The sequence below is a fragment of the Acinetobacter sp. 826659 genome (assembly GCF_000588515.1).
Classification (GTDB): domain Bacteria; phylum Pseudomonadota; class Gammaproteobacteria; order Pseudomonadales; family Moraxellaceae; genus Acinetobacter; species Acinetobacter pittii.
This window is the reverse complement of record NZ_JFYD01000001.1, coordinates 619,551-639,220: the sequence shown is the minus strand read 5'-3', so window position 1 is coordinate 639,220 and position 19,670 is coordinate 619,551. Positions and strand designations below refer to the sequence as shown.

The window sequence follows — 19,670 nt, the reverse complement described above, 5'->3', positions numbered from 1 at the left end:
AAAGCCCAACGTCGTCGGGCTCTTATTTTTGCATTAAAACCAGATTAATAACTTTCCGGTACTGCGCTTAAAAATTCACGGCGTGCTTCTTTATCGGTTTTAAAATCGCCGACAAATGAAACTGTACGAGTTGTAGATTCTTGTTTACCTACACCACGCATCATCATACACATATGTGCTGAATCGATAACTACAGCAACACCACGAGCGCCAGTCACTTCAGCAACGGCTTCTGCGATTTGTTGAGTCAGATTTTCCTGAATTTGCAAACGGCGAGCAAACATCTCAGTAATACGTGCAAATTTAGATAAACCGAGAACTTTGCCTTCCGGTAAATAGGCTACATGAACACGGCCGTAGAATGGGAGGAGATGATGTTCGCAAAGCGAATAGAATTCAATATTCTTCACCAATACCATTTCATGGTTATCTGATGGGAAAACAGCATTATTGGTGACTTCTTCTAAAGTTTTACTATAGCCAGAAGTTAAATATGAAAAAGCTTTAGCCGCACGCACAGGCGTATCTTTAAGGCCGGGACGATCAAGATCTTCACCGACGGCAGTCAGGATATTTGCGTACGATTGCTGCATTGACATAAGACGTATAAGTTTACTCTATTAGACAAGCTCGGCATTGTATCAGAAACATGACCTGATGTTCATAACTCCTCGCACTATATTTATTCTGGTTTTATGTGTGTTTAATAAAAGATGAATAAATTTCATGTTTTTTATCGTTAATAGTCAAGAGTTTGAACGTCAAATGTGTATTTAATGTTGATAGGTTCTAAATGATCGCCTAATGGCATCATATTTGCACAGATGCAGTGTTATAGAGCATAAGGATAAAACATGTCAGAACGTCCAATCACCTTCTTTTTCCGTGGTAGCCAGCAGCAAGTTGAAAATGTAACACCCACAATGACAGTTTTACAATTTCTGCGAGAGTATATCCAAACTGGTAAGACCAGGCAGACCGCCACAAAAGAGGGCTGTGCTGAGGGCGATTGTGGTGCATGTACGGTAGTGATTGGTGAGTTGGTCAATGAAAGCTTGCAATTACTCAGTGTGAATGCTTGCATTCAGTTTTTACCTACTTTAGATGGTAAGGCTTTATTTACAGTAGAAGATCTTTGTACATTATTGCCTAAAAAGGATGGGGCACTTCATCCGGTTCAACAGGCGATGGTCGATATGCATGGTTCACAATGCGGGTTTTGTACTCCCGGTTTTATCATGTCTTTATGGGCAATGTATGAAAATGAGCAACACTGTCCAAGCAAAGATCAAGTCAGTAATTATCTTTCTGGAAATTTGTGTCGTTGTACAGGCTATCGCCCTATTTTCGATGCAGCACAAAAAGCATATGACTATCCACGTATTTTATTAAAACGTCAAAAAGTAATTGAAGTATTAAAAGAGATCAAAGCATTGCCTGCGTTGCATTTGAATGATCATGCTCAACAATTTTTTGCACCAAAGACTTTGCAGGATTTTGCCGCTTTACGGTTACAGTTGCCGCAGGCACGTATTGTTGCTGGCAGCACAGATGTTGGTTTGTGGGTCACAAAGCAAGGCCGTAATTTAGGAGATATGCTTTATATCGGTCAGGTTGAAGAACTCAAAAAAATTGTAGTCACAGATCATGCTTTAACGATTGGGGCAAATGTAAGTTTGAGTGATGCACTCATTAAAATTTCAGATGTTTATCCTGACTTTCAAGAATTACAGCGCCGTTTTGCTTCCATGCCGATTAAAAATGCAGGAACTCTAGGTGGAAACATTGCCAATGGTTCGCCTATTGGCGACTCAATGCCGGCATTAATTACGCTAGGTACACGATTGATTTTGCGTGCAGGTGTGCAGACCCGTGAAATTGCTTTGGAAGACTTTTATATAGATTATCAAAAAACAGCATTACAACTTGGTGAGTTTGTTGAGGCAATTATTGTTTCGCTTCGTGAAGGGCAGACGCGTTTTAAATTTGCCAGCTATAAAATTGCTAAACGTTTTGAGCAAGATATTTCTGCGGTATGTGCGGCCATTTCATGCGAGTTAGATCATTATGATGTCGCTCACAATGTAAAAATTGCTTTTGGTGGCATGGCAGCTATTCCCAAACGTGCAAAATATGCAGAAGCCATATTGGAAGGCCAGCAAATTACAGCAGCATTGATCGTTCAGGCACAAGAGGCCTTGTCGCAAGACTATCAACCCTTAGATGATGGACGTGCTAGCTCGGCATATCGTTTACACGTCGCGAAAAACTGTTTACAGCGCTTTTATGTAGAAAAAATTCTGTCTCAAACACTCACTCGTGTGAATGACCTAATTGCTATGGTGGAGATCTAATATGAATCAAACCATTGACTTAAATATTTCTAAAAAATCAGCTAAAGCAGGCGACTCGATTCCACACGAGAGCGCGCATTTACACGTAACGGGGCAGGCAACTTATATTGATGATTTACCCGAGCTTGAAAATACCATGCATTTGGCAGTGGGATTTTCAAGTTGTGCCAAAGGCAAAATCAGTAAGTTTGATTTGGATGCCGTACGTCAGGCTGATGGTGTCTATGCAGTTTTTTCTGCAAAAGATATTGAGGTTGAAAATAATTGGGGGCCAATTGTTAAAGATGATCCAATTTTTGCCGAGGAACAGGTTGAGTTTTATGGACAAGCTTTGTTTGTGGTTGTGGCCGAGAGTTATCAGCAAGCCCGTCAGGCAGTTCGCTTAGCAAAAATTGAGTATGTGCCCGAAACCCCAATTTTAACGATTCAAGATGCGATTAAAAAAGAATCGTGGGTGTTGCCGCCTGTTGAATTTAGCCATGGTGAAGTTGAGCAGGCATTTCAAAACGCAGCACATCAACTTTCAGGTACTATTGAGCTGGGTGGGCAAGAGCATTTTTATCTTGAAGGGCAAATTTCCTATGCGATTCCACAAGAAAATCAGAGTTTAAAAGTCTATTGCTCGACACAACATCCAACCGAAATGCAGTTACTGATTTGTCATGCATTAGGCATGAATATGCATCAGGTCAGCGTGGAAAGTCGCCGTATGGGTGGCGGTTTTGGTGGTAAAGAGTCACAGTCAGCGCAGTGGGCATGTATTGCCTCTTTGGCAGCACAAAAAACGGGCCGTCCGTGTAAATTACGCTTAGATCGTGATGATGACATGAGTGCTACAGGCAAACGTCACGGTTTTGCTTATGAGTGGTCTGTGGCTTTTGATGACAGTGGTGTTCTGCAAGGCTTAAAGGTACAACTGGCTTCAAACTGCGGTTTTTCGGCTGATCTTTCTGGGCCAGTGAATGAACGGGCGATTTGCCATATTGGCAATGCCTATTATCTAAATGCAGTTGAGCTACGTAACTTACGTTGTAAAACCAATACTGTTTCCAATACGGCATATCGTGGTTTTGGTGGACCGCAAGGTATGTTTGTCATTGAAAATATTATTGATGACATTGCTCGTTATTTAGGTTGCGATCCGGTTGAAATTCGTCAGCGCAATTTCTTTGCCGAGCAGCCCGGTGGGGGACGTGATCGTATGCACTATGGGGCAGAAGTCCGTGATAATGTTGCGCCAAAATTGGTAGCTGAACTATTGCAAAGTAGTGATTACGCGAAGCGTAGACAGACTATTCATGCCTTTAATCAGAACAATGACATCATTAAGCGTGGTATTGCGTTAACCCCATTAATGTTTGGTATTTCATTTAACGCTGTGCATTACAATCAGGCGGGTGCACTGGTCTACGTGTATATGGATGGCACTGTTGCGATTACGCACGGTGGTACAGAAATGGGACAGGGGCTATATACCAAAGTACGTCAGATTGCTGCACATGAGTTGGGTTTACCAATTGATAGTATTCGTTTAATTGCAACCGATACTTCTCGTGTACCAAATACTTCGGCAACTGCAGCATCGAGTGGCGCAGATCTAAACGGTAAAGCTGTTCAAAATGCCTGTATTAAAATTCGTGAGCGTCTGGCTAAACTTGCAGCCGAAATAAGTCAAAGTGAAGCTGACCAAGTCCAGTTTGAAGATAGTATGGTTTCAACAGCCGATGGCTATTCATGGACATTTCCTGACTTGGTTCAGCGGGCATATATGGCACGTGTACAACTATGGGACAGTGGTTTTTATAAAACGCCAGAAATTCACTATGATCAGGTCAACCATTTGGGGCGTCCATTTTTCTATTATGCCTATGGTGCAGCGGTCAGTGAGGTCGCAATAGATACCTTAACTGGGGAAATGAAAGTATTACGTGCCGACATTTTGCATGACGTCGGGCGGTCAATTAACCCTGCAATTGATATTGGGCAAATTGAAGGCGGGTTTGTGCAAGGGATGGGGTGGCTCACGACAGAAGAGTTGTATTGGCAGCCGCAGGGGCCACACGCAGGCCGTTTGTTTACCCATGCACCTTCAACTTACAAAATCCCGACCAGTGTGGATATTCCTCATATTTTTAAGGTCAAACTGTTTAATAACCAAAATCAGGCAGACACCATCTACCGCTCCAAAGCTGTAGGTGAACCGCCATTTATGTTGGCATTATCGGTTTTCTCTGCAATTCGTCAGGCAGTACAGGTGGCTATTCCAGAAAATGCACCGCTCGTACTCAATGCTCCGGCAACTGCCGAAGAAATTTTACGTGCAATTGCTATTGGACGGGGACAAGCTTTGGCTGCTCGCCCACAGGCTAAAATGTAAAAGATTATGCAACATTTACAATGGTGGACTGATTTTGTAGCGTGGCAAGTCGATGCTCTGCCTATGGTATTGGTCACAGTAGTCCGTGCTGATGGTTCAACTCCACGAGAAGTTGGTGCAACCATGTTATTGCGGTTTAATTTACAACAGCAATGGCAGCAGTCAGATACGATCGGTGGCGGGCATTTAGAGTTTCAGGCGATTGATATCGCTAAAGCAATGTTAAAAGAAACGGAAACTTGTGTGAGGCGTATTGAACGCTTTAACCTCAGTGCTCGGTTGGGGCAGTGTTGTGGCGGAGTAATGTGGTTATTGTTTGAAAAAATATCACCCGCTACGGTCACATCGGATTTATCCGTGAGTTTGCAAGCATGGCGAGTTGGAAAGCGTATATCGCGTACCGTCTCACATCAATATGCATCCACTTGGCAGACTATGGATAGGGAACGACAACCAAGTTTCGAGTTTGATTCTGACAGTAGTGAGCAGTGGCAATTTAGCCAGCAGATTCAGCCTTATGCCATGCAAGTGCTGATTTGTGGCGCCGGGCATGTGGGAGAAGCAATTGTTCGCTGTTTATTGCCTATTGGAATTCGGGTGAAATGGATTGATCCACGTGATGATATTTTCCCATCCGATTTATTGGAACAGGTGCAATGCTTAACGACTGATACCTTAGAAGCCGAGATCGAGCATTTTGACCGTTCAGGAGCAATTTTAATATTAACTCATGACCATCAATTAGATCTGCAACTGTGTTTTGTAGCTTTAAAACCTACGGCAAAACCATTTGCTTATGTAGGAATGATTGGTTCAAAAAGTAAAAGGGCTATTTTTGAAAAACGTATGCAAGTACGTGGTTATACTCAGGAAACATTACAACGTTTGGTTTGCCCAATCGGGATAGAAGGGATTTCATCGAAACAACCTGCAATGATTGCAGTTGCAGTGGTTGCTCAATTATTACAAGTATTTGATGTAAAAAAATGATCCCAAAGGATCATTTTTTTTGTTCGAACTTAGGATTTTTTTCTGCACGTTTAAGCAGTACGAGAACGGCACCTGTACCACCTTGATTTTCAGGTGCACTTACGAAGGCCAAAACATCGCGGTGTTGACGTAACCATCCGTTGACATAGGTTTTTAAGACCGCTTCAGGGCCTTTACCATGCACAATTTTGATGACATTTTGATTTTCATCTTTTGCCATCTGGATAATTTGTAAAACTGCGTCACGTGCTTGTTCAATCGTACAGCCGTGTAAATCTACAGCTTCAAACCAACGCATCTTGCCTGCTTTTAAGTCTTCAAAAACCTTATGTTGCAGAGTCGCAATGCGATAGCTTAACGTTGCTTGGCTTGCGACTGGATTTAAAGCAGCTTGAGTATCTGATAACTCGGCATGCTCGGTATCACGGCCACCTTCTGCGGCTGCACGTTTCGCTAGAGTTTGTGCGTCGACTTTTCTGGCACGAGGTGTTTTTACATCGGCAACATTACTATTGTTGATGCGTTTCACACCTGCAACAGCCTGTTGAAATAGATGTGTATCTTCCAATTCTTCAGGCTCAGCCTGAGATTTTTTAGACTCAGGCTGATTTGTGATTTTGCTTGAATGAGGATTGGAGATTTGCTTTTTAAATTGCTTCAATAACTTCTGTTGCTCTTTAGAAAGCGATGAATCTTTATTACTCATATATCTTCATTAAACCGTTTGAGGTTGTCCAAAAAGGGCAGTAAAAGCTTGATCTGGACGAGGTTGTTTCATAAAACTTTCGCCCACCAAGAAGCTGTGAATATCATGCTCTTGCATCATATGTACATCATCTGGTGTCGCAATACCGCTTTCAGTAATTAATAAACGTGAGGTCGGAAGTAATTTTTTCAATCGAATGGATGTATTTAAATCTACATCAAACGTTTTTAAATTACGGTTATTCACGCCTAATAAACATTGCTCAGAAAGCTTTAAAGCGCGTTCCATTTCTTCTTCGTCATGAACTTCAACCAATACATCAAGTTGATGCTCAAACGCAGTTTTAGACATTTCTTCAAGTTGCTGGTCAGACAAACAAGCAACAATTAATAAAATACAGTCCGCATGCAAAGCACGTGCTTCAACTACATTATATGGATCGATCAGAAAGTCTTTACGTAAAGCAGGTAGGGCACAATGATTGCGAGCAATCGCAATATTTTCATCTGCACCCTGAAAGAAATCAACATCGGTCAGTACCGATAGACATGCTGCTCCAGCTTGTTCATATTGCTGGGCAATTTCGGCAGGATTAAAGTCTGCGCGAATAATCCCTTTTGATGGAGAGGCTTTTTTAATTTCAGCAATTACACCCGGACGTTTATGTTTTAAAGCATTTGCAAAACCTCGAACTGGTGTTGCCGCTTTCGCTAATTCTTCAACGTCTTGCAAATTACGTTGTTTTAAACGCGCAGCAAGTTCCTCATGTTTACGGTCAACAATTTTACCTAAAATGGTATTTTGAATATTAATCATGAGAAGTCCTTAATCTGCCTGAGATTGCTTTAATGTTTTGGTAAATTCAGCCAAAACACTCATTTTTTCTAATGCCTGTCCGCCATAGATAATATCTTGAGCGAATGTAACAGCCTGAGCATAAGTTTTGGTAATGCCCGCCACATAGATGCCTGCGCCTGCATTAAGCGCAATCATGTTTGCTGCTTTTTCACCAATATCAGATTTATTTTTGCTTAAAGCATCTTTAATTAACTTTAGACTTGCTGTTGCATCAGCGACAACCAAACCACTTAAAGTTTGCGACTCAATTCCCACATCTTCAGGATTAAGGGTCCATTCCGTAATTTCACCGTCTTTAAGCTCAGCAATAGCAGTAGGAGCGGCAAGGCTGATTTCATCAAGACCATCTTTTGAATGAACCACCATGACATGTTCGGCACCAAGTTGTTTCATCACTTCGGCAATTGGGCGACAAAGTTCATCTGAGAACACACCAATTACAAAGCGTTTTACACCAGCCGGATTGGTCAGTGGGCCAAGTAAATTAAAAATACTTCGAATACCAAGTTCACGACGTGGGCCAGCAGCGTATTTCATGGCTTTATGATGGTTTGGTGCAAACAAGAAACCTACACCCATTTCACGGATACAGCGCTCGGTTTGTTGCATATCTAAATCAAGATGAATACCTGCTTGTTCAAGTAGGTCTGATGAACCCGATTTACTTGAAACGCCACGGTTACCATGTTTTGCAATGGTTGCGCCTGCTGCTGCAATGACAAAACTTGACGCTGTAGAGACGTTAAATAAATTTTGACCATCACCACCAGTACCCACAATATCAACTAAATGTTTGATATCGCTAACATCGATCTTGATCGCAAATTCGCGCATGACACGTGCAGCAGCTGTCATTTCGTCAATGCTTTCACCTTTCATGCGTAGGCCCATCATTAAAGCACCAATTTGTGCTTCGGTTGCCTCACCTTGCATGATGCTGCGCATAATTTCTTCCATTTGAGGCTGAGTCAAATGAATGTTCTTGGTAATGTGGTTGAGCGCCTGTTGGATATTCATAGTCATGATTTACAGCATTAATGATTAAAATTTTTAGGTGAAGTTGATCAAGAGTGGGATGTTCAGCTTGTTGCGTTCCATGTTTCACTAGCTACGGGGAGCTATGTTAGCAGAAAATAACCAAAGATTTTTGTTGTTCGATACGAGTTTTAAAAAATTTGCTGGTTTATTACTTTAGTTTGATTAATAAACAGAATTTATTCATTGAAAAAGGTTTTAGTTTATTGTGAGTTTTTATGATAAATAATTAACCATTTGGTATATCTTAAACATAAATATATCTAGGAAAAATGCGTATAAATCAACCAAATAAAAGTGGATATAGTAGGGCGATCTTTATTTTGTCTACTAATAAATATGTATTTAAATAACTTGAAATATGTAGGAGCTTTAAAAAATAAGCGCTCATTTATTTTTGTATTTGTTGCACTGTTTCATCCACTGGAAAGCTATGCGCAAGAAGCTGTAGAGCAACCACAAAAGCAAGCTAAAACAGATAAAGTAGTCCGTGTTGCTGTGACAGGGTCTCGGATTTCAAAAGCACAAAAAGATGGCCCGACGAGTGTGACCGTAATTACCGCAGCCGATATTGAAAAACAAGGGTTTAGTAATGCATTTGATGCGCTTAATAACCTGACGCAGAACACGGGTTTTGTACAAGGCGCCGATTATGGAAATACTTTTACGCCTGCGGCTAATGCTATTAGTTTACGGGGCTTAGGACCGAATCATACTTTGACTTTGATTAATGGGCATCGGGTTGCAGACTATCCTGTACCGTACGACGGTTCTGTCAATTTCGTAAATTTAGCCAATATTCCAACCGCTATTATTGACCGTATTGAAATATTAAACGGTGGTGCCTCTGCAATTTATGGTTCAGATGCAATCGCAGGTGTCGTGAATATTATTCTGAAAAAGAAAACAGACGGTACTCAATTTAATATTAAGGCAGGCGGAACAAAAGAAGGTGGTGAAAACTTACGTTTACAACTGAGTGGTAGTAAAACTTTAGACAAGCTCAGCCTTGTTTATGGGGTTGAACTCAGTGGCCGTGAACCGATTTGGGCAGCCGATCGAGATTTTATGTCGAGTCGAACTCGTTTGGGGGAGAAACCCGATACTGTCGTCGGCCGGAAAAATGCCGATACTGGTAAATACCTTTCAATTGGAGGGTGTCAGGCCTTTGATGGTTTATTTAAGGGTTCAGTCAGTAATATAGGACAAGCTGGTGCAGACAATTGTGCTAGTGGTTTGGCACGACCAACCTATTGGACGGTCCAAACCCAAAACCGCAGTCAAAATGGTTATCTCGGTTTAGACTATGAGTTAAATGATAAAACTCAATTGTTTGCCGATTTTTTAATTGGCGCCAATCAAATTGAAAACAATACGCGTGGTCCGACATGGACATCTTTAGGTGGATCAAGTGGTTATTTCCTCAATCAAGATTCGGGAAATTATGAAATTTGGAATCGTCGTTTTGCACCTGAAGAATTAGGTGGGGTAGAGCGCGTAAATAAAAAGTGGAAAGAACTTTCTTCGAACTTAAACTTCGGAATTCGAGGCGATATTGGAGAGACGAGCTGGAGTTATGAAGCAGCCTATAATGGTTCCATTTATACCAGTCAGCTACGCCGCCAAGGCTTATTACGTTCGAGTGTTGATGAATATTTCTTAGGTCAGCAACTTGGCACAGATGCAGATGGTATTCCTATTTATTCACCTCGTTTAGATCGTTTAAGTCGACCACTAACAGCAAGCGAATTTGAAAGTATTTCTGGTACAACAAAAGAAAAAGATAAGTCATGGGCACAAAGTTTGACCTTAAGCGCGAATGGTGACGTATTTAAGTTACCTGCAGGAATGGCCAAACTTGCGGCTGTGGCTGAAATCGGACGTCAAGGCTTCTCGATTAAGCCAGATGAGGCGATCGAAAATGGTGAATATTATAATTTAAGTACTAGTGGCGAATATGGAGGTACACGTACGCGCCAAGCACTCGGTGCTGAATTATTCTTACCCTTAGCAAAACCATTAAATTTAACCTTGTCCGGACGTTATGACCGTTATGCTTTGTCAGATAACAGTATTGATAAGCTAACTTTCGGTTCAGGCCTTGAATTTAGGCCACATCCGACTTTATTGGTGCGCGGTAACTACGCAACTAGTTTTCGTGCACCAGATATGAACTATCTGTTTTTAAATAAACAAAAAGGTTATTTCGAAAAGACCACCGATTATTTACGTTGTAGCCAAACGGGACAATCTTTAGATAAATGTACCTTTAAAGATTACGCACCTGGCGCGAACTACACTTTAACCGGAAACAAAGAGCTTAAACCTGAAGAGGGTAAATCTTATGGTGCAGGTTTTGTTTGGTCGCCAACCAATAAGTTTGATATCAGCGTCGATTACTGGGATATCAAAATTGATAATCTTGTGACCAACTTAAGTGAGGACAAAATTCTACGTTTAGAAGCAGATTGTCGTTTAGGCAACCAAGATATTAACTCTGCGGCTTGTATTGATGCATTGGCACGTGTAGAGCGTAACCCTGCAAATGCAGTTGTCGATCCAAATGTGATTAAGAATATTAATATTGTTCCGATTAATGCTGCATCAGACCATACCCGCGGGATTGATTTCACTAGCAGATGGCGCTGGAAAACAGACAGCTTTGGTAACTTTCTCTGGACGGTAAATTATAGCCGTGTACTAGAACATGAATATCAACAATCAAAAGATGGCGAGAAAGATGACTACCTAAAAGATTTAACCATTCCTGATTGGCGTGACCGTTTTAATACCAGTCTCAGCTGGAGTTTCGGAGATTGGGCATCAACAGTATTAGTTAATCGTTATGGCAAAATTCCAAACGGCGACCAAACTGCTTACCTAAGCCCAACGTATTTGGTGAACTGGAGTGGTACTTATCAAATCTCTCCAAAAGCTTCTGCTTCAATCATTATTAATAACCTGTTTGACAAAGTGAAACGAGATGACACGGGCGGTTGGCCGTATTATCCAGTAGGATCATATTCACCATTCGGCCGTCAAGGTTGGTTGGAGTTTAACTATAAATTCTAAGAATGATGTGTGGATGCAGCGAAGTGGTACAGCATTTGCTGCATATTTTTATTTAAAACTACAGAGGATAAAACCCCTTATGTTGGTCAAGCCTTCATTTAAAAAAAGATTACTACTTACAACATTATTATCTTTATCGGCGACACAGATTTTTGCATCGAATAACAGTGAACAAATCCCGATTGGTAAATTACCCGAGTGGGTCGTACCCGAATCTTATGATTTAGATTTTAAGATTGATCCCGCACAAAAAGGCTATACCGGTAAAACTACGATTCATCTAAAACTGGCTCAAGCCACAGATCACATCTGGATTCATGGTAAATCTTTGACGGTGAAAGATGTGAATATCACATCGGCAGAGGGCGTCAAAACCAAAGCAAAGTATGAGCAAGCCTCCGAGGTTGATGGGGTAAGTAAAATTAAATTTGCCAAAACCTTGCCCGCAGGACAGTATCAACTCGTTCTAGATTTTAATGCAGCGTATGACCAGCAACTTGACGGTATTTATAAAATTGAGTTTGAAGGTAAACCTTATGTGATGACTCAAATGGAAGCAATTAGTGCACGCCAGTCATTTCCGTCATTTGATGAGCCACGTTTTAAAACGCCGTTTAATATTCGTTTGACGATTCCAAGCAAATATTCAGGTTTTGCCAATACCCAACAAACATCTGAGCAAGCAGATAAGTCAGGTTGGAAAACACTCAGTTTTGCACAAACTAAACCACTACCCACTTATTTACTTGCGTTGGCTGTCGGACCTTGGCAATTACAAAAAGGGCCTGATATTGGTGCAACTTCATGGCGTAAGCAGCCGATCCAGTTACGTGGTATTGCACCCGATGCAAAAGCTGAAAAAATGCAGCATGCTTTATCTGAAACGCCAGCCATTTTAAAAACTTTAGAAGATTATTTTGCCTTTGGTTATCCATTTGACAAGCTAGATTTACTGGCAGCACCAGACTTTGCCGCTGGTGCAATGGAAAACCCAGGGCTAATTACTTTTAGAGATTACTTGATGTTGCTAGATAAGGACTCGCCAGTCTCTTTTGTACAGAATTCATTTAATGTCAATGCACATGAGCTGGCGCATCAATGGTTCGGTGATGTGGTCACGATGCCATGGTGGGATGATCTGTGGCTCAATGAATCTTTTGCGACATGGATGCAAAGTAAAATCACTCAAAAATTACATTCGGAATTTAATGCTGACCTAGAACGTATTGCGGATACCGCAGATGCGATGAAAAGTGACAGCTTAATGAGTGTGCGCCGTATTCGCCAACCTATTTTAAGCAATGCCGATATTCAAACGGCTTTTGATGGTATTACTTACCAAAAAGGTGCTGCTGTTTTAAATATGTTTGAAAGCTACTTAGGCGAAGAAAAATTCAAACAAGGGGTACGCAATTATATTAATAAGCACCAATATGGTAATGCGACAGCCAATGATTTAATTAGCGCTTTAGCAGAGCAGTCTGGACAAGGTGAGCGTTTTGCCAGAGCGATGAAAAGTTTCCTTGATCAACCTGGTGTGCCTTTAATTAACACCGCATTACAGCAAGAAGGCAATAAAGTCTTTTTAAATGTGAAGCAAACACGTTATTTACCTGTGGGCTCAAAAGGTGATGCAAGAAGTCTGTGGGGTGTACCATTATGCGTACGTTATGAAGTTCCAAATGCAGCCAGTAAGGTCCAGTGTGAGCTGGTAGACCAAGCAGAAGCAAAGATTGAACTCAAAGGTGCCAGCCTTGGCAGTTGGTATATTCCAAATGCAGATGCGGCAGGATATTACCAATTTAGTTTGCCTCAAAAAGAGTTTACTCATCTGACTGCTGCTACAGAAAAGCTTTCTAATACTGAACAGTTGGCTTACGCCTACGCGATTTCAGCGGCATTTAACCACGGTGATATTAATTTATTGGCTGTCGTAGATGCTGCGAAGAAATTTGCCAATTCAAATAGCCGACAAATTAGTACAGCGCTGTTTTCCCAGTTAAGTACGATTTATCGTCATGTATTGAAAACAGAAGCTGAACGTGAACATTTTAGAAAAGTCTTAGCTAATTTATATTTACCTAAATTAAATCAGTTGGGTTATGTCAGCAAAACAGGTGAACCAGCTGAAGACAGTTTATGGCGTAGTGAGTTGGTTAGATTTCTTGCTTTAGATATTCAAGTTTCAGAAGTTCGTACACAACTGTTAAAACAGTCAGATGCTCTCTTTGCTCAAAAGCAGCTTAACTTTGCTCAAGTAACACCTGAATTATTGCCAACTATTTTAGCTGTACGTGTACAAGAAAAAGGCCAACCTGCTTTTGATCGTTTATCTGGAGAGCTACAACGCGTGACTCAACCGACACAACGTCTTGCAATTCTTACAGCCCTAGGTTCAGCAAATCAAGAAGCAACACGCCAACAAGCACGTCAGTTAATTTTAAACCCGCGTGTTAAAGTCGGTGAAGTTCGTACTGTGGTTAACTCCATCAATAATTATGGAGATGAACAAGGTGACTTATGGTCTTGGTTTAAGGTAAATCATGACGCCGTGTTTGATCGTTTAGGTAAATCTTCGGCTGGGCGTTTTCCTGCAATGTTCAGTGGAGCAGCATGTAGCCAACAAAAAGCGGCACAGTTAAATGACTTTTTTGCACCACGAACTAAAGAATTGGTCGGTGTTGAAAGAGGATTGAAACAAACCAAAGAACGTATTCAACTCTGCGAATCTTTGGTGGCAAAACAAGATGGATCAATTGTGCAACAGTTAAAGTTGTAATTGATTCAAACATGAAAAAAGCCAACTGATCGCAGTTGGCTTTTTATTTAGGATTCTTATTAAATTACTTTTAAAACAATCTATTTACGACTGGCTTATGCGTAAATATCTAAAAAGTTTTTAAAGATTTGATGGCCATGTTGACTCAAGATTGATTCAGGATGGAACTGCACGCCTTCAACAGGCAATGTCTTATGTTTAACACCCATGATTTCTTCCATTGAACCATCTGCTTCATTAGTCCAGCACGTTACTTCAAGGCAATCAGGCAGTGTTTGCTGATCGATCACCAACGAATGATAACGAGTTGCCGAGAATGGGCTAGGAAGATTACTGAAAATACCTTTATTGCTATGGTACATGTCAGATAAACGTCCGTGCATCACTGTTTTGGCTCTTACAATTTTTCCGCCAAAAGCTTGCCCGATACTTTGATGTCCTAAACACACACCAAGCAAAGGTATTTTCCCAGCAAAGTGATTAATTGCAGGAATTGAAATACCAGCTTCACTTGGAGAGCAAGGGCCAGGACCAATCACGAGATATTTAGGTTGCCATCGTTCAATATCCTCTAATGTGACTTGATCATTGCGAACTACTTTTACTTCCTGATTCAACTCGCCAAAGTATTGGACGATGTTGTAGGTAAAAGAGTCGTAATTGTCGATCATTAGAAGCATTTTGAGTCTAACCTCTTGATATATGATATTTATTTAAATAACAGTTTAAATTTTTACCCGTTTAATTACCCGCTTTTAGCATCTCACTAAAATTTGGGGCAAAAATAAAGCCGCTATCTAAGCGGCTAATGTACCAGAATTTGCTTGGCTTGTAATAACTTCATGCTTTATTGCTAGCAAAAGCATATTAATAATTATAAGTTGATGTATTTCTTAAACTAAAAAAGAGTAGGGAAAATCGATAATTTAATTTGAAATTGTCTCTGTGTTATTAGGCAAAAGTTGCCACACAAAATTTTCTTGATTCAGTGGAGTAAACCCTATTTTTTGATAGAGCCACGAAGCTGTACTGGTAAGTAACATAATTCTGCGAAGTTTAAGAGTTTCCAAGTGTTCTAAGCAGCATTCCATCAGCCATCGCCCTAAACCTAACTTTTGAAACTCATCGATGACAAAAACATCTTTTACATAAGCAAAGGTTGCATAGTCTGTAATGATACGAGCAAGACCAATTTGTTGGTTGTTCGGATCATATAATCCAAAGCATAAACTATGTTGTATAGCGGTTTGCATTGTTTCTAAATCAATCCCTTTTGCCCATTTTGAATGGTATAAAAAAGAATGAATCATCTCTATGTCGAGTTTAGAGGGATCTGTAGAAACAGTATAATTATCATCACGTGTAACTGCGAAATTGGATACCTGCATAGGGAAACCCTTTAATTCAAAGAAATATTCAATGCGTTTAAAAATAGCATATCGCTTACAAAGTTCTCTTCAAAACTACTTCTTTATAGTTACGTTTATGTTTACTAATTCCTAATAAAAATTGTTTGATGGCTAATAGTTGTGGAGTTATCAATGAATAAGGATCTTTTACTTTATTAATTTAGAAAGAGAGATAACTAAAATTAAGGCAGAATAAGCTTTTCTTAGAGATAAAAAACTATTCTGCCTTGGTCACACAAGAAGATTAAATCTTACGTGTGTTATAGATCAGCCAATCTAAAACATCGCCAGATAAATGTTCGGCCAGTCTTTCTTGAACCATTTGGTGATAGGTATTTAACCAGTCTTTCTCTTCATTCGTTAGCATGTCAACGACGATACAATCTAAATGAATCGGGCAAAGGGTCAGCGTTTCAAACTCTAAGAAATCACCGTAGGTTTTCTCAAACCCTGAGTGAAGTTTGTTTGCAACCAGATTTTCAATACGAATGCCGTATTGTCCTTCATGGTATAAGCCCGGCTCGTTAGAAATAATCATTCCTTCACGCAATTTGCTATAGGCATGAATAGGCGCGTAATAAGAAAGAACTTGCGGCCCTTCATGAACATTAAGCGCAAAGCCTACGCCGTGGCCTGTTCCATGTCGATAATCTAAACCATGTTGCCATAAAGTATTACGACAAATTGAATCGAGTAGCGGTGCAGCTAAACCTTCTGGATAAATCGTTTTTGCCAAAGCAATATGACATTTTAAAACCAGAGTATAGTCACGTTTTTGTTGCCCTGTTGGCGTGCCTACAGGAACAACACGAGTAATATCCGTTGTTCCATCTACATATTGCCCACCTGAGTCAATCAGCAATAGACCATCGCCTTCAATAAATGAATAGTGCTCTTCAGTTGCACGGTAGTGAGGTAAAGCACCATTAGCATTAAAGCCAGCAATCGTTGAAAAACTTGGGCCTATAAAACCCTTTTGCTGAGCACGGAAAGCCGTAATTTTCTCATCAATAGTGAGTTCTGAAATGCTTTCACCATGATGAAGGGCTTTCTCTAACCAGTGGAAAAAGTGGCAAAGCGCGACTCCATCTTTCACCATGGCATGACGGATATGCGTAATTTCACTTTCATGTTTACGCGATTTAAAAAGCGTACTCGGATTGATGTCGTATACAACCTGAATATCTTTTGCGATGGCTTGTTCATGAAAAATCGATACTTTTGCTGGATCTAAAAGCACAGATGGATCAGAAATATTAGCTAAAAACTTAGACGTATCTTCATAATTACGAATTTGAATGCCATCGGCTGCGAAAGCTTGTTGAATGGTTGAATCCAGTTTACTGCTATCAATAAACAGAACAGCTTGCTCTGCATTAATATAAAAATGAGAAAGAAAAACAGGGTTGTATTCTACGTCTTGTCCACGTGCATTTAAGACCCATGCAATATCATCTAAAGATGAAATAAAATGTCCCGCAATATTCTTGCTATGTAAAGTCTCACGAATAGCCTGAATTTTTTCTTTACGAGAGAGGGCATTTAGCCCTTCAGGCATTAAATGGATTTTTTCAGAGGGTAGTTCTGGGCGGTCTAACCAAATCTCTCCAACTAAATCTTTTTGAGTCTCGAGTTTATAGTTATGAACTCGTGCAGTATGTTCGAGCGCTTTAAATTGTTGAATGGATAATGTTTGGCCATTTACTGAAATGACCGAACTAGTTGGTAGATTTTTCTCAATCCATGCGAGATGTGTAGAAGTTTCATCACTGGTCAGTTTTTGTAATTGAAAGTCAGTTCCAGCAAGTTGTTGCTCGGCTTGTACCCAATAGCGGCCATCTGCCCATAGGCCTGCAAAGTTTTGGGTCACCACAAGCGTACCAACCGAACCACTAAAACCACTGAGCCATTGTCTCGCCTTCCAATAGTCTGGTAAATATTCTGACATATGGGGATCTGCACTCATCACAATCAAAGCATCAACATGCTGATTGCGCATGAGTTCACGAAGTTTCTCAAGTTTTTCTGGAACAGTTAAAACGCTCATATAGTTTCCAACTCAGGTTGAACTTTACTGGTACTTTTGTTCATTAATCTATTAATAGGTTTCTTTAATAAAAATAACACGATTGCGCCAATCACTAACGCTAAAACACATCGCATAAATAGGGTAGGTAAATGATTAATCCCATCTGCCGATACGTGCCCGCCAATAAGACCAGCGATAAGATTACCTAAAGCTGAACCTGTAAACCATAGACCCATAATTTGACCACGTATAACATCAGGTGCAAGTTTAGTCATAGTTGATAAACCAATCGGGCTTAAACAAAGTTCTCCGATAGTAAGTAGAAATAAAGTTCCGACTAACCAAAATGGTGAAACTAATCCACCTGCAATAGCAAAACGGCTTGCAAATGACATCAACAAGAAACCGCCTGCTGCCAGTAAAAGTGCAATAATAAATTTGCTGATATAACTTGGGTCTTTATTTGACTTACCAAGTTTAGCCCAAAGCCATGCTGCAATTGGGGCAAAAATAATAATAAACAGAGCATTAATTGATTGAAACCATACTGCTGGAATCTCAAATCCGAAAACAATACGGTCTGTGTAATCTTGCGCAAATAGGTTAAAAGATGTTGGTTTTTGCTCAAAAGCAGACCAAAAAAGAGCTGATGTTGCTAATAAGATAAAGCAGATAATAATTTTAAATTTTTCATGTTTTTCTAAACCAAGGAAAAATAATAAATAGATAAAATAAGCGATAATTCCAACGCCGATTCCGACTGTTAAATAAGTTGCTACCGCGACTGGATTGATATGAATAACGCCAAAGAAAGTAAGAGCAATAACGACTGCAACAGATAGTAAAAATGAGAAAGCAATTTTTGGCGCATTTCTATTTTCTACGACAGGTTTATTCCAATTGTCAGTTTGCTGACGCAATTGATTGAATGATTGTAGTTGAGGAATGGCTAATGCACGGAAGATGAGTAATGCAATCAACATTCCAAGGCCGCCAATCCCAAAACCTAGATGCCAGCCATGATCGCGAGCCAATATACCTGTAATAAGCGGGGCAATAAACGACCCCATATTAATCCCCATATAAAAAATGGAGAAGCCGGCATCTCGTCTACTATCCTGAGCTTTATATAATGTTCCGACAATCACTGAAATACAGGTTTTAAATAAACCTGACCCAAGAACAATAAGGACTAAGCCGAAATAAAAAAAGAACTGATCAAAGATGGGGGTAAGCGCAATTGATAAGTGACCTAAAGCAATAATGAGGGAGCCATACCAAACGGATCGTGCTTGACCTAACCAGTTGTCGGCAATCCAACCACCTAAAACGGTCATTAAATACATAGAGCCTGCAAATAACCCAACAATTGCGGCGGCAGTTGGTCGATCAAGTGCTAGCCCACCGTCATTCACCATAGCAACCATATAAAGAACGAGTAAAGGCCGAATTCCATAATAAGAAAATCTTTCCCAAAGTTCTGTAAAAAATAAAGTTTTTAGTGGTTTTGGATGACCGAAAAATGCTTTATCAGATTGTTCAAGTTCATGTTTCATTATTCAAATCCTTGAATGATTTTATGTTTTTTATAAACATAACTTTTAGTTTGTTTATTTATAACCAAAATTTATGTTTTTATTTTTTAGTTATTTTTAACAATAAAAGCAAATTTACCTTGTATAAAAAAAGTGAATGAAAAAGAACATGAATAGTGGAGTTTGTTATTAAATAAATAATAGAAAGGAGCGTTCATTTGACAAATCAAAGAACTGTTAAGAAGCGAAATGATCTTTAAGAATTCATAAAAATGAAAAGTATTTGGTAGATTGTGGATAAGCAATAAAGAACTTTTCAAACTTGCTTAGTCAAGAAACTTGAGTCTTTTAAGAAGCGTAAAAAAGGGCGAAATCTGTAGCTTTTTAAGAGGTGTAAATATTTTTGTGTAATCTCATAAGAATCTCAACATTATATATAAGAAAGTATTATGATCATGAATGACTGCTAGATATTGATGCGATGATTCATATTGGCGCAACAATTTTGCACTAAATTAGGGCGATT

12 protein-coding genes and 1 pseudogene are annotated in these 19,670 nt (G+C 39.9%); 5 read left to right on the top strand and 8 right to left on the bottom strand.

The features are described 5' to 3' along the window. Positions 1-44: 44 nt before the first annotated feature. Complete coding sequence (folE, locus tag J663_RS03035; RefSeq protein WP_002118643.1) at positions 45-593, bottom strand: GTP cyclohydrolase I FolE; 549 nt, start codon at positions 591-593, stop codon at positions 45-47. Positions 594-854: 261 nt separating this feature from the next. Between folE and xdhA the strand changes: the two genes are divergently transcribed. The 3 genes from xdhA to xdhC are packed head-to-tail and all read left to right on the top strand — an operon-like array spanning position 855 to position 5,721. Continuing rightward, positions 855-2,354: a xanthine dehydrogenase small subunit gene (gene xdhA / locus J663_RS03030; protein WP_033847699.1), complete on the top strand. Its 1,500-nt coding sequence runs from the start codon at positions 855-857 to the stop codon at positions 2,352-2,354. A 1-nt stretch (position 2,355) separates the two neighbouring features. Next, positions 2,356-4,731, top strand: coding sequence for a xanthine dehydrogenase molybdopterin binding subunit (gene xdhB / locus J663_RS03025; protein ID WP_033847697.1), 2,376 nt, complete (start codon positions 2,356-2,358; stop codon positions 4,729-4,731). A gap of 6 nt (positions 4,732-4,737) precedes the next feature. Next, positions 4,738-5,721 carry a xanthine dehydrogenase accessory protein XdhC gene (xdhC, locus tag J663_RS03020; RefSeq protein ID WP_033847696.1) on the top strand — a complete coding sequence of 328 codons (984 nt, stop codon included), beginning with the start codon at positions 4,738-4,740 and terminating at the stop codon, positions 5,719-5,721. A 10-nt stretch (positions 5,722-5,731) separates the two neighbouring features. Here xdhC and J663_RS03015 read toward each other — a convergent pair whose 3' ends face one another. From J663_RS03015 to trpD, 3 genes are read right to left on the bottom strand one after another with little or no spacing between them, the layout of a single operon-like run. Then, complete coding sequence (locus J663_RS03015) at positions 5,732-6,427, bottom strand: Smr/MutS family protein (RefSeq protein WP_033847694.1); 696 nt, start codon at positions 6,425-6,427, stop codon at positions 5,732-5,734. A gap of 9 nt (positions 6,428-6,436) precedes the next feature. Next, positions 6,437-7,243 (bottom strand): indole-3-glycerol phosphate synthase TrpC, encoded by an 807-nt coding sequence (trpC, locus tag J663_RS03010; protein ID WP_032035720.1) that lies wholly within the window; start codon positions 7,241-7,243, stop codon positions 6,437-6,439. 9 nt (positions 7,244-7,252) lie between these two features. After that, positions 7,253-8,302 (bottom strand): anthranilate phosphoribosyltransferase, encoded by a 1,050-nt coding sequence (gene trpD / locus J663_RS03005; protein ID WP_002118605.1) that lies wholly within the window; start codon positions 8,300-8,302, stop codon positions 7,253-7,255. 357 nt (positions 8,303-8,659) lie between these two features. Between trpD and J663_RS03000 the strand changes: the two genes are divergently transcribed. Both J663_RS03000 and J663_RS02995 read left to right on the top strand, forming a co-directional pair. Next, positions 8,660-11,392, top strand: a complete 2,733-nt coding sequence (locus tag J663_RS03000) for a TonB-dependent receptor plug domain-containing protein (protein ID WP_033847693.1) — start codon at positions 8,660-8,662, stop codon at positions 11,390-11,392. A gap of 7 nt (positions 11,393-11,399) precedes the next feature. Then, positions 11,400-14,171: a M1 family metallopeptidase gene (locus J663_RS02995; protein ID WP_081404567.1), complete on the top strand. Its 2,772-nt coding sequence runs from the start codon at positions 11,400-11,402 to the stop codon at positions 14,169-14,171. A 95-nt stretch (positions 14,172-14,266) separates the two neighbouring features. Here the strand turns inward: J663_RS02995 and J663_RS02990 are convergent, their stop codons facing one another. The 4 genes and pseudogenes from J663_RS02990 to J663_RS02975 form a co-directional block, all read right to left on the bottom strand. Next, positions 14,267-14,851, bottom strand: coding sequence for an anthranilate synthase component II (locus tag J663_RS02990; protein ID WP_000925676.1), 585 nt, complete (start codon positions 14,849-14,851; stop codon positions 14,267-14,269). Positions 14,852-15,097: 246 nt separating this feature from the next. Then, the gene (locus tag J663_RS02985; RefSeq protein ID WP_033847689.1) at positions 15,098-15,559 is read right to left on the bottom strand and encodes a GNAT family N-acetyltransferase; all 462 of its coding nucleotides are present in this window, start codon (positions 15,557-15,559) and stop codon (positions 15,098-15,100) included. 265 nt (positions 15,560-15,824) lie between these two features. Next, positions 15,825-17,627 carry an aminopeptidase P family protein gene (locus tag J663_RS02980; protein ID WP_033847687.1) on the bottom strand — a complete coding sequence of 601 codons (1,803 nt, stop codon included), beginning with the start codon at positions 17,625-17,627 and terminating at the stop codon, positions 15,825-15,827. Further along, positions 17,624-19,185: pseudogene (locus J663_RS02975) on the bottom strand (peptide MFS transporter). Before J663_RS02975 ends, J663_RS02980 begins: the two are co-directional and overlap by 4 nt. Positions 19,186-19,670 lie beyond the last annotated feature (485 nt).